8 protein-coding genes and 1 riboswitch are annotated in these 15,853 nt (G+C 72.5%); of the genes, 6 read left to right on the top strand and 2 right to left on the bottom strand.

Annotation, left to right across the window (positions count from 1 at the left end):
- Positions 1-38: 38 nt before the first annotated feature.
- Positions 39-1,841, bottom strand: a complete 1,803-nt coding sequence (locus tag FHT37_RS05945; protein ID WP_183479453.1) for a ShlB/FhaC/HecB family hemolysin secretion/activation protein — start codon at positions 1,839-1,841, stop codon at positions 39-41.
- An 84-nt stretch (positions 1,842-1,925) separates the two neighbouring features.
- Positions 1,926-2,026: riboswitch (cyclic di-GMP riboswitch) on the bottom strand.
- Positions 2,027-2,315: 289 nt separating this feature from the next.
- Here FHT37_RS05945 and FHT37_RS05940 point away from each other — a divergent pair.
- Positions 2,316-5,327, top strand: a complete 3,012-nt coding sequence (locus FHT37_RS05940; RefSeq protein ID WP_183479451.1) for a ligand-binding sensor domain-containing diguanylate cyclase — start codon at positions 2,316-2,318, stop codon at positions 5,325-5,327.
- 193 nt (positions 5,328-5,520) lie between these two features.
- Complete coding sequence (locus tag FHT37_RS05935) at positions 5,521-7,749, top strand: LamG-like jellyroll fold domain-containing protein (protein ID WP_255489500.1); 2,229 nt, start codon at positions 5,521-5,523, stop codon at positions 7,747-7,749.
- A 15-nt stretch (positions 7,750-7,764) separates the two neighbouring features.
- Here FHT37_RS05935 and FHT37_RS05930 read toward each other — a convergent pair whose 3' ends face one another.
- Positions 7,765-9,483: a cyclic peptide export ABC transporter gene (locus tag FHT37_RS05930; RefSeq protein WP_183479449.1), complete on the bottom strand. Its 1,719-nt coding sequence runs from the start codon at positions 9,481-9,483 to the stop codon at positions 7,765-7,767.
- A gap of 216 nt (positions 9,484-9,699) precedes the next feature.
- Here FHT37_RS05930 and FHT37_RS05925 point away from each other — a divergent pair, with 216 nt between their 5' ends.
- The 4 genes from FHT37_RS05925 (at position 9,700) to FHT37_RS05910 (ending at position 15,721) form a co-directional block, all read left to right on the top strand.
- On the top strand, positions 9,700-10,638 hold the full coding sequence (locus FHT37_RS05925; RefSeq protein ID WP_183479447.1) for an alpha/beta hydrolase: 939 nt from the start codon (positions 9,700-9,702) through the stop codon (positions 10,636-10,638).
- A 113-nt stretch (positions 10,639-10,751) separates the two neighbouring features.
- Positions 10,752-11,906, top strand: coding sequence for a GNAT family N-acetyltransferase (locus FHT37_RS05920; protein WP_221210961.1), 1,155 nt, complete (start codon positions 10,752-10,754; stop codon positions 11,904-11,906).
- Between the two features lie 7 nt (positions 11,907-11,913).
- Positions 11,914-13,221 carry a lysine N(6)-hydroxylase/L-ornithine N(5)-oxygenase family protein gene (locus tag FHT37_RS05915; protein WP_183479445.1) on the top strand — a complete coding sequence of 436 codons (1,308 nt, stop codon included), beginning with the start codon at positions 11,914-11,916 and terminating at the stop codon, positions 13,219-13,221.
- A gap of 208 nt (positions 13,222-13,429) precedes the next feature.
- Entirely contained in the window at positions 13,430-15,721 is a 2,292-nt protein-coding gene (locus tag FHT37_RS05910) for a TonB-dependent siderophore receptor (RefSeq protein WP_183479443.1), read from the top strand.
- Positions 15,722-15,853: the final 132 nt, after the last annotated feature.

The following is a 15,853-nucleotide window of genomic DNA, read 5'->3' as shown; positions in this document are numbered from 1 at the left end:
GGGATCCGGGTCAGCGCAAGGGCATCAACGGAAAGGCATCAACGGGAATAGGTCAGGCTGAAGCCCGCGACGACGCGGGCCGCCGGGAAGCGCGCGGGCTGCCACAGCGGCGCGCCGGCGAAGACATCGAGCGAGAAGCCCTGCGTGCGCAGGCGCGAGCCGATGACGGCGCCGGTCAGGTGGCGTCCGGCCAGGCGTTCCGCGCCGTTGCCGCCGACCAGGCCGGCGTCCACGCCCAGGTACATCGACACCGCCGGCGAGCCCTGCGGCGCGCTCAGCGGCAGCTCGGCCTCGTTGCGCCAAAGCAGGCCGTCGTCGGCGGACAGGGAGGCATCGCTGCCGAAGCCGCGCACCGTGTAGCGGCCGCCGATGGAGAAGCGGTCCTGCGGCGTCAGGCGGTTCAGCGCGAGCTGGCCGCGCAGCGAGCTGCTCAGCTGCAGCTGACGGGCGCCCAGCGGCAGCGCGCCGTTGACACTCACGCTGCCCTGCAGCAGCTTCACGCGCGAGTCGGCCTCGCCGAAGGCCTCCTCGGGCGCCTCCAGCGCGTGGAAGGCACCGGTGCCGCGCTTGAGGCTGAACTCGGCCTCGCTGCCGACGCCGCCAGCCTGGCGCTTGAGGTTGAGGCCGGCTTCCCAGCCGCCGGTGCGCCGGCGCTGCACCTCGACCTCGGTGTCGTCGATGTAGTTGCGCGAGCCGCGGCCGAACAGTTTCACGAAACCGCTGAACTTGTACTGGCCATCGCGCCAGAGCATGCGGGTCAGCTTGAGTTCGCCGTTGCTGCTGGCGCCGCGGTAGACATAGGTCTGGTTCGCACCGATGACGACCTGGCGGTAGCCGCTGCGGCTGAAGGTCACGCTCAGCAGCGCGTGGCCCCAGGGCAGCGAGTAGTGCAGCACGTGGCCGCCAGTGCCCTTGTGCGGACCGTCGCGCTCGTCGACGCGGCGCGCGAGCCAGTCGGCGTCGCGGTTCAGCGTCACATAGAAGAGGTCGTTGAGCGTCAGCGCATGGTCCAGCGAGGCGGTCAGCGCCAGCGGATAGCGGCCGGTGGCCTCGCTGCCGCTGTCGTCCAGCGACACCTGCCAGCGCCATTGGCGCCCGCCCTGGTAGCTGACGGCGAGGTCGCTGTAGCCGGGCTCGACCGTGTCGCGGGCGGGTTCGACCTGGATGTCGGCCTGCGCGCCGGGCACGCGCTGCAGGTTCTCCAGCGCCTGCTCCATGTCGCGCAGGTTGAGCACGTCGCCGGGCTTGACCGGCAGCGCGTTGGCCAGCCGCACCTGCGGGGAACTGCCCTCGCGCACGCGGATCGCGTGGACGCGTCCCGGCACCACGGTCAGGCGCAGCACGCCGGTGGACAGGTCCTGGGGCGCGGCCAGCACGCGCGTGGTGATGAAGCCTTCCTCGATCAGCGCGTCCTGCAGCCGCGTGACCAGCGTGGCCACGCCGGTGGCGCCCAGGCAGCGGCCGATCGGGGCGTCGTCGCCCTGCGGGCCGTCCAGCGCGCGGATCTGGCGGGCCATGCGGGGCTGGCCCTCGACGCCGTCCAGCTCGATCCGGGTGATGAGGAAACAGGGCGACTCGTCGTCGCGCAGGCGTTGACGTGCCGGGGGCGGGCTGGCGCGCAGGCGCACGTCGGGTTCGCGCTCCAGCGACTGGCGCTGCTGCGCCTCGCGCTGTTGCTGGAGCTGGCGTTGCGCGTCGGGGTCGACCGTGCCCGGCGGCAAGGCCTGGCCCCAGGCGGTTTCCACGCCGGCGGCGAGCGCCGCGGCCAGCGCCACCATCGCCACTGCCGGCACGCCGGCGGCCGGGCGCGCGTGCGCCCGCTTGTTCTTGTCCTGCTGCATCCCTTGCCTGCCTGTTGGGCGTTGTTTTTCTGAACCCAAGGCAGCCGGGAAGACGGCAATGCATCACGGACTGGCGCGGAGCCGTCCGGCAACCCCGCTATCTCGCGCCACGGCATCGGAGGGATGCCGGCGGGAGACCGGAAGCTTTGCGTCGCCGGCTCGCGCCGGTTTTGCCCTAGGCAGTCCGCGCCCTGTGAGATTGCTCACGAAGTGCTCGCTCGGCGGCGGACTCGAGTGAAGCACTGTATCGGAGTGCAACACGATCGACACATCGCACTTCAGGGAGGATTGACGAAGCGGCCGCGAGCCGCTAGCGCGGCTTTCGAGGCAGAAAGTCTCACGCCCGGCCCTCGCGATCAGCGCCCGGTGCCACACGGTGCGATGAGCGCCCGCCTGCCCGCTATCCTCCGGAGCTGAACGTGCGTCGCGAACCGCCGCGGCGCCTTGGCTGATCGCCGGTCCTCGTGTCCACCGATGCCCTCTTCCGCCACGCTCGCCCCACTCGCCTCGCCCGCTCCGCGCCGATCCGCGCCGATCCGGTTCGCCCGCTGGATCCTCGCGGGCCTGCTGGCGGGTGCACTGGTCGCCACGGCCCCGGCGCAAGACCTGGCGCTGACCACGCACACGCAGTCGGACGGACTCTCCAATCTCTCCGTCACCGCCATGGTCCAGCTGCCCGACGGCCGCCTGGTCATCGGCACCGAGAACGGTCTCTATCGCCACGACGGCGCCCGCATCACCCGCATCGACGCGCCCGACCTGTCGCTCGTCAACCGCCACGTCAGCTCGCTGGCGCCGGACGGTCGCGGCGGCGTGTGGGTCGGGATGATCAGCGGTGTCGCCCGCCTGGGGCCCCAGGGGCTGGAGGTGATCGACGCCGGCGGCCCCGCGCTCTCCGTGCGCCAGGGTCATCGGACCATCGCCGCCACGGCCGACGGCGGCGCGCTGGTGGCGGCAATGGACGGGCTGTACGCGCTGCGCCGGGACGGCAGCGGCTGGCGCGCCGCGCCGGCCTTCGCGCAGGCGCTGCGGGACCGGGAGCCGTCGCTGGCCGACATCCACGCGGTGCTGGTGGAGCCGGATGGCAGCTGGTGGCTGGGCTGTGGCCGGGCGCTGTGCCGCTGGCGGGACGGCGCGCTGACCCGGTTCGGCGAGCGCGAAGGCTTGAAGCCGGCGCGCTGGGGCGACCTGCTGCGCACGCGCGACGGCGCCCTGTGGGCACGCGGCCAGACGCAGGTCGCGCGCCAGGCGCCGACCACGGATCGCTTCGAGGACCTCACGCCGTCGCGCCTGGGCGACAGCACCGTGCGGCTGCACCTGCCGCTGGCGGAGGACGCACAGGGCCGCGTCCTCACCTCGAGCGACGACGGCGTGCTGCGCTGGCAGACGGGCCGCTGGACGCGCTTCGGCGCCGAGCACGGCCTGGACGTCGGCAGCGGCGTGCACGCGATCCTGCAGGACCGCGACCACGACCTGTGGCTGGGCACGGCCGGTCACGGGCTCGTGCACTGGCGCGGCTACGAGCACTGGCGCCAGTGGACCCGGCGCCAGGGCGTGCCGAGCGACGACCTCTGGACCTTCCTGGAGGAGGCGCCCGGACGGATGTGGCTGGGCACCGGCAACGGCGCGGCCCTGCTGGATCCGGACAGCGGAAGGGTGGACGTCCGGACGCCCGGCGGGACGAGCGATCAGGTCGGGGGCCTGGCGCGGGACGAGGCGGGCCAGCTGTGGATGGCGACCTACTCCGGCGAGCTGTTCCGGCGACGGGCCGGCGAAGCGTGGCAGCGCGTGGCCAAGGGGCTGCCGCTGGTGTTCGTGCTGCAGCCGGCGCTGGGCGGCGGGATGTGGGTGGGCGCCGACAGGGGCCTGTTCTTCGTGCCGCCCGCCAGCGGGGCCACTGGAACGCCGCCCCGGGTGGTGCCGGCGCCGGGCATGGCGGCCGACCGCGCGAAGTCCCTGGCCGTCTTCTCGGCCTGCACCTCGCCCCAGCGGCGCACCTGGTTCGCCACGTCGGCCGGGCTGATCGCGCATGACGAGGCCCACGGCATGACGACGCCCGCCATCGCCGGGCTGCCCGACGGCCTGTCGATAGAGAAGGTCACCTGCGGCCGCGACGGCACGCTGTGGGTCGCCTCGCGGGACCACCGGCTCTGGCGGGTGGCGAGCACCGTCGACGACCGCGGCGCCGGCAACGGCAGCGATGCCGGCGTCGGCGACGCGTGGCGCGCCGACGCGCTGCAGCCGGGCGAGGTCCTCGGCCGCCGCACGGTGATGGCGCTGCTGTCCGACCGTCGCGGCTGGCTGTGGGTGACGACGGACGACGGCGTGCTGGTCTGGAACGGCGGCCCCTGGCGCCGTTTCGACGACAGCAACGGCCTGGGCTGGAACGACTGCAACCAGAACGCGCTGGTCGAGGACGCCGCCGGCGACATCTGGATCGGCACCAGCCGCGGCGCGACGCAGGTGATCGCGCCCGAGCGGCTGCTCGACCCGGCGCGCGTTGCCCTGCACCTCACCCGCGTGACGCGCGATCAGGTGTCGATGCCGCTGGATCGCGCCTGGACGGCGGACTGGTCCGCCGGCGCGCTGGAGATCGCCTGGGCCGCGCCGGTATTCCGGAACCGCGCCACGCAGCAGGTGCGCTACCGGCTGCGCGGCCTGGACGAGCAATGGCGCACCACGGCGCACGAGGACGTCGTCTTCCCCGCGCTGCCCGGCGGTCGCTACGTCTTCGAGGCCCGGGTGGAGAACATCGACCTCGGCCTGGTGTCCGAGCTCGCCGCGCTGCCCTTCGAGATCCGGCCGCCCTGGTGGCGCAGCGCCTGGGCGCTGGCGGCAGCCGGCGCGCTGGCGGTGGCGCTGATCGCGCTGGCGCATCGCTGGCGGGTGCGCGCCTGGGTGCGGCGCCAGCGCGAGCTGGAAGGCCTCGTCGGGCGGCGCACGGCCGAGCTCAAGGCGTCCTACGAGCAGATGCGCACCCTCGCGCTGACCGACGGCCTGACCGGCGCGATGAACCGGCGCGCCATCACCGACCTGGCCGCCCGGGAGATCGCGCGGGCCCGCCGCGGCGACGCGGCGGTGACGCTGATGCTGATCGACATCGACCACTTCAAGCGCATCAACGACACCCACGGCCATCCCGCCGGCGACGCGGTGCTGACGCAACTGGTGCTGCGGCTCAAGGCCACGATGCGCGACTACGACGCGATCGGCCGCTGGGGCGGCGAGGAATTCCTGCTGGTGCTGCCCGGCCTGTCGATGGCGCAGGAGCAAGGCCGGCGCCGCGCGCAGGCCCTGCAGCGCTGCATCGGCGACCAGCCCTTCGACATCGGCACCGGCACGCCGCTGGCCGCGACCTGCAGCGCCGGCGTGGTGGGCGTACCGCCGGCCTGCGACGAGTCGCTGGAGGCGCTGGTCGCGCGCGCCGATGCGGCGCTCTACGACGCCAAGCACGGCGGACGCGACCGGGCTGTGATCGTTTCGTGATGAGTTGGTGAGCTCTCCGGCCCGCACCGCCCCGGCCCGGCCCGGGGGCCGGGTGTTGTGCGATGCCGACGGGCAGCGGTCACAGAGTGCAACGGTTGAGGCGATGACAACGGTGTCCGGCCAAGATGCGCCACGCGCTCGCGAGCGCCGCTCCGCCGCCCTCCCTTCCTCATCCGACGCAGGCCCCACCGTGATGAATTTCGACTTTGACGCGTGGCTCGCGTCGACCAGCACCCGCCGCCAATGGATGCGCCGGGCCCTCGTGACCGGCGGCTCGGCGCTGGGCCTGTCGGCCTGCGGCTCGGGCGGCGGCGGTGCCAACGAGGCCGTCTCGGCCGAGAGCACCGGCGGCGCGTCGACGCCGACCGGTGGCACCACCAGCGGCAGCACCGGTGGCACGACCACCGGCGGCACCGCGACCGCGCGCGTCTTCACCCACCCCGGCCTGCTGCACACCGAGGCCGACTTCACCCGCATGCGCACGCAGCTCGCGGCCGGTCGCGAGCCCTGGGTGAGCGGCCTTCGCGCGCTGACCTCGAGTAGCCGCGCGCAGCTGGGACGCGATCCGCAACCGGTCGTCACCGCGATTCGCGGCGGCGACGGCGAGAATTTCCGCGCCATGGTCGAGGACGTGCAGCGCGCCTACCAGCTGGCGCTGCGCTGGAAGGTCACCAACGACCCCGCCTATGCCGACCAGGCCGTGCGTTACGTCAACGCGTGGGTGAGCACGATGACCACGCTGACCGGCAACGGCGACCGCTTCCTCGCCGCCGGCATCTACGGCTACCAGTGGGCCAACGCGGCCGAGATCCTGCGCACCTACAGCGGCTGGAGCGCGACCGACCGGGCCGCCTGCCAGCAATGGCTGCTGAAGCATTTCTATCCGCTGCAGAGCAGCTTCCTGAAGGACCACAACGGCTCCAACGTCACCAACCACTGGGCCAACTGGGACCTGGTGTGCCTGGTGGGCATGCTGGCCGTGGGCGTCTTCGCCGACCGGGCCGACGTCTACCAGGAGGCGCTGGACTACTTCCACCGCGGCCGCGGCAACGGCGCCTCGCGCCACATGGTCTACGCGCGCCATCCCGGCCACATGGGCCAGTGGCAGGAAAGCGGCCGCGACCAGGGCCACGCGACGCTCAGCCTGGGCATGGCCGGCTACCTGTGCGAGATGGCCTGGAACCAGGGCGACGACCTCTACGGCGAGGACGACAACCGGCTGCTGGCCGGCGCGGAGTACGTCGCCAAGTCCAACCTGAAGGACGCCGCCGGCGCCTTCTACACGCTGCCCTTCTACCTCTACATCAACCGCCAGGGCACCTTCACCGCGGTGTCCGACGGCGGCCGGCCGAACGGCCGCCCATGCTGGGAGCCGATCTACAACCATTACGTCAAGCGCAAGGGCCTGGCCGCGCCGTGGGTCAGCGCGCTGGCCGCGCAGCTGCGGCCCGAGGGCAACACCTGGCTCGGCGACGACCTGAGCTTCGGCACGCTGACCTTCTCGCGCGACGCGGACGTGACGCGCGTCCCGCCCGCCGGGCTGCAGGCGATCGTGCGCGGCGGCGCGATCCAGCTCTCGTGGTGGGGCAGCGCGGATGCGGCGGCCCATGCGGTGATGCGCGCGCCGGCCGGCTCCTCCACCTACACCGAACTCACCCGCGTGAACGCCGGCGGCCTGCCTACCTGGACGGACAGCGCGGTGTCGCAAGGCCGGTGGCAGTACCAGGTCCGCGCGCTGGACGGCGCCGGCGCGGTGCTGTCGACCTCGGCCACCTCGACCGTGGACCTGGGCGCCCCGCTGCTGCTGAGCCTGCCGCTGGACGACGGCCAGGGCACGACGGCGCGCGACGTCGGCGGACGCCAGCGCAACGGCACGCTGGTCGGCGGCGCCTCCTGGGGCGACGGCCGCAAGGCCGGCACGAAGGCGCTGGCGCTGGACGGCGCCTCGGGCCACCTGGCGCTGCCCACAGGCGTGCTGGCCGGTGTCGGCGACGTCACCATCGCCGGCTGGGTCTGGTGGAACGGCGTGAACAAGGGCAACGCCCGCGTCTTCGACTTCGGCTCGAGCGACATCACCTATCTGACGCTGCTGGTGAGCAACGACACGATGCGGGTCAGCGTGACCAACACCAGCTACTTCGGCGAGCAGACGGTCTCGACCGGCCCGCTGGCCAAGGGCCGCTGGGTGCATCTGGCGATGACGCTCAAGGACCGCACCTGCACCCTGCACGTCGACGGCACGGTGGCCGCGTCGATCACGACGATGGACCTGGCGCCCTACCAGCTCGGGGACACGACGCAGAACTGGCTCGGCCGCGCGCAGTACGGGCAGGACCCCTACTTCAACGGCCGGCTGCAGGACTTCCGGATCTACGGCGGCGCGCTGAGCACCGCCCAGGTCCAGGCGCTGGCGCAGGGCTGAGGCTCAAGTTCGGGTTCAGGCCGCCGCGGCCGCGCGTTCCGCCCGGGACGCGGGCGCCGCGCCCTCGACGATCCGGCCGTTGGCCATGCGGATCACGCGATCGGCCAGGTGGAAGTAGCGGTCGTCGTGCGAGACCACGATCAGCAGGTGGCCCTTGTCGCGCAGCTCCGGCAGCAGCTCCGTGTAGAACAGGTGGCGGAAGGTCGGATCCTGGTCGGCCGCCCACTCGTCGAAGACCAGCACCGGGCGACCTTCCAGGTAGGCATGCACCAGCGCCAGGCGCTTGCGCTGGCCGGTCGACAGGTCCACCGTGCTGAACGCGCCGTTCTTGACCGACACCTTGTGCGCGATCTCCAGCCGCTGCAGGTAGGGCAGCGCGCGCTGCGGCAGGCTGCCGCCCTGCCCGGCCTCGGCGGCCAGGTCCTCGAACAGGTAGAAGTCCGAGAACACCGTCGTGTAGAGCTGGCGGTAGTGGTCGCGGGTCTGGTCGGTCACCGGCCGGCCGTCCGCCAGCACCTGGCCCTGCTGCGGCGCGTACAGTCCCAGCAGCAGCTTGACCAGCGTGGTCTTGCCCGAGCCGTTGTCGCCGACGACGAACACCATCTCCCCGCGCCGCAGCGTCAGGTCCACCGGCCCGAGCACGAAGGCCTCGCCGCCGTCGGGTGCCGGGAAGCCGTAGCGCACGCCGCGCAGCTCGATCGACTCGGCCAGCGCGGCCGGCTCGCCGGGCTGGTCCAGGTCCAGGAAGGGCTCGGGCGTCGCGAAGCGCGCCGACATGTCCGCGATGCGCTGGAAGGCCACCCGCGCCCGGCCGATGCCCGGCACCGCCGCCGCGATCTGGTCCAGCGGGCCCTTCAGGAACAGCAGCACCAGCACGAAGCCGCTGAGCACCGGCGGCGGCATCGTGCTGAGCGCCGCCCAGCCCAGGATCAGCGCGATCAGCAGGAAGAACAGCGCCGAGCCGAAGGCCGTCGCCAGCACGTAGGTGTTGATCGCGCGCCAGTTGATCTCGCGGATGCGGTCGACCGTGCCTTCGATCTGTCCGCCGTACATGCCGGCGCGGCGCGCGCGGTGCATGCGCAGTTCCTTGGCGCCGTCGCTGATGGCGCGGTAGGCCTTGTGCAGCTGCTCCTCGGCGTCGCGGGCCTTGTGGAAGCCCTTGATGCCGCGCGCCTGGGCCCAGGTCTGCACGCCCACGCCCACGACCAGGGCCACCAGCAGCAGCACGAACAGCGCCGGTGACAGCCAGGCCAGGTAGCCCAGGCAGCCCAGCGTGATCGCCAGCGCGATCAGCGCCGAGGACAGCACGAAGGCGGCGTCGCTGATCATGTCCACGTCGCCGGTCAGCACCGGCATCAGGCGGTGGGTGCGGTAGCGCTCGAGGGCATCGATCGGCGCGGCCAGGATCTTGCGCGCCAGGCTCTTGCGCACCTGCGCCACCAGCCGCTGGCCGACCAGGTTGGTGCTCATGCTGGACGCCGCGCGCCCCACCAGCGCGATCGCGCACAGCGCCACGAAGGTCAGCAGCAGCCCGCCGGCCATGCCGCCGGGCCGGTTCAGCACCGCGTTGATCGTGCCCAGCAGCGCCACCGTCGCCGCGCCGGCGGCCACACCGGTCACCGCGGAGAAGGCCAGCCAGGGCAGGAAGGGCTTCAGGAGCCCGGAGACTTCGCCGGCCTTGCCGGGAGCGGGGCCCGGCGGATCGCCAGCCGGGGTGCCAGGAGCAGTGTTCATCAGCGCGGTCTTTCAGCCGCCGAGCCAGCGGCGCGGCGGACGGGTGAGGTCCTATCGGGTAGACGATCCGGCGGCGGGTTTGTTCATGGCTCACGCCGCGTAAAGGTGGCGCCGGCGGCGGTCCTCATGAACAAACGCGTGGGACGGACGTCATTCCTGCAGGCGCGTGATGGCGCCCTTCCCGCAACGAATCCGCCCCGCGCCGGCGCCCCTCCCATGCCCCTGCATCCCGATCTGGAAGCCTTCCTCGACCTGGTCAACGCCGCGAACGCCGACGGCCCGGCGCTGCACGAGTTGTCCGCCGAGCAGGCCCGCGCCGCCTACGACCGCTCGACGCTGGCACTGGACCTGCCCGGCCCCGACCTGCCCTGCGAGGCGCTGACGCTGCCCGCCCGCGACGGCCACGCCCTGCCCGCCCGGCTCTACCGCGGCGACACGGCGCCTCGCGCGCCGGCCCTGTTGTTCTTCCACGGCGGGGGTTACGTGCTGGGCGGGCTGGACTCGCACGACTCGCTGTGCCGGGACCTGGCGCGGCAGGCGGCCTGCGCGGTCCTCGCCGTCGATTACCGGCGCGCCCCCGAGCACCGCTTCCCCACCGCCTTCCACGATGCCGAGGACGCCGCGGCCTGGCTGCGCGCCCATGCCGTGGCGCTGGGGCTGGACCCGGCCCGCATCGCCGTCGGCGGGGACAGCGTCGGCGGCACGCTCGCGACCGCGCTGACCCTGGCCGCGCGCGACGCCGGCCTGGCGCAACCGGTGCTGCAGCTGCTGCTCTATCCCTGCGCCAGCGCCCACCAGGACACGCCGTCCCATCGCCGGCTGGCCACCGGCCACCTGCTGGAACAGCGCAACCTGCAATGGATGTTCGGCCAGTACCTGCGCGACGACGCGGACCGCCTGGACTGGCGCTTCGCGCCCTCGCAGGCCGCCAGCCTGCAAGGTCTGGCCCCCGCGCACCTCGCGCTGGCCGAGTTCGACCCGCTGCTCGACGAGGGCCTGGCCTACGCGCGGGCGCTGGAGGCCGCCGGCGTGCGCACCCGCGTCCAGGTTTACGCCGGCATGGTGCATGACTTCGCCCGGCTCGGAAACGTGGTCGAGGACGCCGCCACGCTGCGCGCCGACGCCGCCGCCGCGCTGGCCCACGCCTTCCGCTGAGCCGGGCGCTCCGCGCCCCCGGGCACCGCCCGCATGAACAAATCGGCGCGGCCAACGTCATTACCGGAAGACGGCGGCGCGCCGAGCGCCGCGACCACTTCCGAGGCAGTCCCATGTCCATCGCTGCGCCGGCCCTGTCCGCCGGCTCCGATCCTTCCCTCGCCAGCGCCGGCTCCCGCGCCGCCGGCCGCATCCTGAGCCGCGTCGCGGGCCAGGAGCTCGAGACCGTCATGAACGGCCCCCACCTGAGCGTGCTGCCGCGGGACGGCGGGCCGGTCAGCGCCTGGATGCTGGAGCCCGCCGCGCCGCTGCCGCTGCTGCAGCCCCGCGACGGCCTGGGCCGGACGCCGCCGGCGCTGCTCGACCTCCACCTGCCCGCGGCGCTGGAGGCGGTCTTCGCGCTGCGCCCGGACCTGCCCGCCGTGTCGCTCGGCGGCGCGTTGCCGGCCCGCTCGGGGCTGGTCGCGGGCGGCATCGCGCTGCAGCCTGCCGGCCAGCCGGCCACCGTGTCGCGGGAGCTGTTCTGGCAATGGGACCGCCTCTGGCTGACCGACCGGCGCGACCCGCCGCCCAGCCAGTACGTCTTCAGCAAGGATGGCCGCCGCCATCCGCGCCGCCCACCCAAGCCGACCGGCACCGTCTACCGCCGCCACATCCCCTGGCTGGACCAGGCCTTCAGCCTGCGCGCGATGGACGTCGAGCGCGACCTGGCCACCGTGAACCGATGGATGAACGAGCCCGCCGTCGCGCACTTCTGGCAGGAGACCGGCGACCTGGAGCACCACCGCCGCTACCTCGCCGGCGTGGCCGCAGACCCGCACACCATCGGGCTGATCGGCTGCCTGGACGAGCGGCCGTTCTGCTACGTCGAGGCCTACTGGGCCAAGGAAGACCGCATCGCGCCCTTCTACGACGCCGCCGACCACGACCGCGGCTGGCATGTGCTGGTGGGCGAGCCGGCGCTGCGCGGCCGGCCCTTCCTGACCGCCTGGATGCCGGGCGTCTCCCATTACCTCTTCCTCGACGACTGCCGCACCCAGCGCCTGGTGATCGAGCCCCGCATCGACAACCGCCGGATGATCCGCAGCCTCCACCGCTGCGGTTACGCCTCGCTCAAGGAGATCCAGTTCCCGCACAAGCGCGCGGTGCTGGGCCTGCTGATGCGCGAGCGCTTCTTCGATGACGCGCTCTGGATCCCGCGTCCCGACGACGTCGACGCGCATGCGCCCGCGTCCTCCGGCCATTCCCTCGCAGTTCCCCAATCCTGAGGCACCCATGCACATCCATGACCTGATCGGCATCGGCTTCGGCCCGTCCAACATCGCCCTGGCCATCGCGCTGGAGGAAGGTCGCGACGCGCGCCCGCAGCACCGGCCGCTGGACGCGCTGTTCGTGGAACGCCAGCCTGGTTTCGTCTGGCACAGGAACATGCTGCTGGACCAGGCGCACATGCAGATCTCCTTCCTGAAGGACCTGGCGACGCTGCGCAACCCGTCCAGCCGCTTCACCTTCCTGAACTACCTGCATGAGAAGGACCGGCTGCAGGACTTCATCAACCTGAAGACCTTCTTCCCCAGCCGCCACGAGTTCAACGACTACCTGGCCTGGGCCGCGGCGCAGTTCGAGGACCGCTGCGCCTATGGCGAGGACGTGGTCGAGGTGCTGCCCGAGCCGCGCGCCGGCGAGGTGAAGCTGCTGCGGGTGCGCTCGCGCGATGCCGCGGGCGCCGTGCGCGAGCGCCTGACGCGGCACCTGGTGGTGGGCGTCGGTGGCGCACCGCGGATCCCGGCCGAGTTCAAGGCCTTCAAGGACGACCCGCGCGTCTTCCACTCCAGCCACTACCTGGAGGCCATCGCCGGCCACGGCCAGGCGCGGCGCATCGCCGTCGTCGGCGCGGGCCAGAGCGCGGCGGAGATCTTCATGGACCTGCATGGCCGGCCGCAGCGGCCGCAGGTCGACCTGGTGATGCGGGCGCGCTCGATCAAGCCCTCGGACGACAGCCCCTTCGTCAACGAGATCTTCAACGCCGACTTCACCGACTTCGTCTTCAGCCGCTCCGGCAGCGAGCGCGAGGAGCTGCTCAACGAGTACTGGCACACCAACTACGCGGCGCCGGACCTGGCGCTGATCCAGCAGATCTTCGAGGTCTTCTACCGCCAGCGCGTCAGCGGCGAGCCGCGCCACCGCTTCCTGCGCCGCCACGAGGTGGCCGGCGTGCAGGCCGGCGAGCACGGCCTGCGCCTGACGCTGCGCGACCTGAACCACGCGCGCACGACCACGCAGGACTACGACGCGATCGTGCTGGCCACCGGCTACGAGCGCGACCGCCACCGCAGCCTGCTGGCGCCGCTGGCGCCCTACCTCGGCGACTGGGAGGTGGACCGCCACTACCGGCTGCACGCGCAGCCCGGCTTCCATCCCAGCGTCTTCCTGCAAGGCGCCTGCGAGCTGACCCACGGGCTGAGCGACACGCTGCTGTCGGTGACCGCGATCCGCTCGGGCGAGATCCGCGGCGCGCTGCACGGCGCGACCGGCCTGGACCACGCGACCGGGCGGCAGGACAGCGCCCGGCAGGCCGCATGAGCGGCCGGTCCGGGGCGCCGCGAGCCGGCCTGTGCCGGCCGCCGCCGGGTCCTTGAACGGAGGACCCGACCACGCCGACCAGCCCCTTCTCCGCGACGCGCGCCGCCACACGGGATCCGTGGCGGCGCGCGTTTTCACGTTCCGGGCGCCTCGTTGCCCACCCTCGTTCCCGTTCGCCACAACCATGAATCCTCAGAAGGATCGCGCCATGTCCCCGTTCCCGTCGCTCGCCCTGTTCCGTCCTCACCGGCTGTCGTTGGCCCTGGCCACCGCCTTCGGCACCCTCGCGCTCGCCGGCGCCGCGCCCGCGCGGGCGCAGGCCGTCGCCGCCGAGGCGCCCACCGACAGCGCGGCCGCCTCCGCCGCGGCGCCTGCTACCGCCGCCTCGGCCGCCGCATCGGGCACCGCTTCCGGCGCCGCGCTGCCCACCGTATCGGTGAGCGGCCGGTCTGCCACCAGCGAGGGCACCGGCTCCTACACGGTGCGCAGCACCGGCGCCGGCACCCGCATGCCGCTGTCGCCGCGGGAGACGCCGCAGTCGCTGACGGTCGTCGGCCGCCAGCAGATGGACGAGCAGAACCTGGACACGCTCAACGAGGTGATGCGCCAGACGCCCGGTATCGTCGTCAACCGGCGCGACGAGCGCGTGGACTTCACGTCGCGCGGCTTCTCGCTGAGCCAGATGGTCGACGGCATCCCGACGTTGGCCTACAACAATGTCTCGGCCGAGGCCAGCATGACCAGCATGGCGATGTATGACCGCGTCGAGGTCATCCGCGGACCGGCCGGCCTGCTCAATGGCGTGGGCCAGCCCGGCGGCTCGGTCAACCTGGTGCGCAAGCGCCCGACGCAGCAGTTCGAAGGCAGCGTGACCGTCGGCGTCGGCAACTGGAACCGCTACTTGGCGCAGGCCGACATCGGCGGCAGCCTCACCGCCAGCGGCGGCGTGCGCGGCCGCATCGTCGCCTCGCACTCGGGCGGCGACACCTTCATCGACAACAAGCGCCGCAAGGACAGCCTGCTCTACGGCATCGTCGAGACCGACCTCGGCGCCCGCACCGTGCTGGCCGCCGGCTTCGAGTACCAGAAGAACGACATCGACGGCGCCAACTTCGGCAACATCCCGCCCTACTACGGCAACGGCGCGCGGCTGGTGGTGCCGCGTTCCTACTCCTTCAGCACGCCCTGGAGCACCTGGAACATGGAGACCCGGCGGGTCTTCGTCAACCTGCAGCACGCCTTCGACAACGGCTGGCAGGTCAAGGCCGAGGTGGCACGGGTCAAGAACCAGCGCGAGCGCTACAGCGGCGACCTGCAGAGCACGCTGCCCACCTTCCCGATCAACGCGGCGACCAACATCGGCGTCGTCTCGCTGAGCGACAACCCGGCGGACGGCACCAACAAGTCGCTGGACGTCTACGCCTCGGGCCCCTACCAGCTGTTCGGCCGCACGCACCAGGCGGTGATCGGCTTCAACGTGAACAAGCTGGAGACCGAGATCGCCAACAACAGCGCGCTCAACACCGGCACGCGGCTGGATCGCCGCCCGGGTGGCGTCTTCGACCTCGGTGCGATCGCCAAGCCGGACTTCCTGTACCCGCGCCTGCGCCAGAACGCCGAGACCGAGGAACGCGCGGCCTATGCCTCCACGCGCCTGCAGGCGACCGATGCGCTGTCGCTGCTGGTGGGCGCGCGGGTGACCTCCTACGAGAACCGGTCCTACCAGCGTTCCTGGGCCGGCACGGCCAACGGCGCGCGGGTGGACGGCGTGCCGATCAAGGAGACCTCGGTCGTCACGCCCTACGCCGGCGTGGTCTACGACCTGACCGGCGAGTTTTCGGTCTACGGCAGCTTCACGCAGATTTTCCAGCCCAACACGTCCAAGGACGAAAGCGGCAACGTGATCGATCCGCAGCGCGGCAGCAACGTCGAGCTAGGCGTGAAGGGCGAGCACTTCGGCGGCCGCCTGAACACCGCGGTCGCGGTCTTCCGCACCAAGCAGGACCACGTGCCGGTGGCCACCGGCACGCTGCAGCCGGATGGCTCGCCGGCTTTCCGCGGCGAGCGCGGCACGGTGACCGAGGGCTTCGAGCTGAGCATGTCCGGCGAGGTGCTGACCGGCTGGCAGCTGATGGCCGGTTATGCCTACGGCACGCCGCGCAAGGCCGATGGCACGCCGCTTTCGCCGCACCTGGCCACGCGCACCGTCAACCTGGCGACCAGCTACCGCCTGCCCGGCGCGCTGAGCCGGCTGACCATCGGCGGCAACCTCAGCTACCAGAACGCCACCTCGATGGACATCGTCTCCAAGACGCCGCTGACGCAGGGCGGCTACACGCTGATCGGCCTGCTGGCGCGCTACGAGCTCACGCCGCGCATGACCGTGTCGCTCAACGTCGAGAACGTGACCGACAAGACCTACATCTGGATGAGCGGCCAGTCCGGCTACATGTTCGGAACGCCGCGCAGCACCTGGCTGCGCGGCAGCTACCGCTTCTGAGGCCGCTTCATTCGCGGCTTCATGCGCTGCCTCTCGGGCTGCTTGTCAGCCCGCTTCTGAGGCCGCTGGCGACGTCGGTGTCGGCGTCGCCACGGATGGGATCCGGTGCCGGGAGGCACCGGATCCTCCCGT

This window comes from Mitsuaria sp. BK037 (assembly GCF_014193045.1).
In the GTDB taxonomy this organism is placed as follows: Bacteria; Pseudomonadota; Gammaproteobacteria; order Burkholderiales; family Burkholderiaceae_C; genus Roseateles.
Note: the sequence above shows the minus strand (reverse complement) of the source record. Positions and strands in the feature narration are given on the sequence as shown.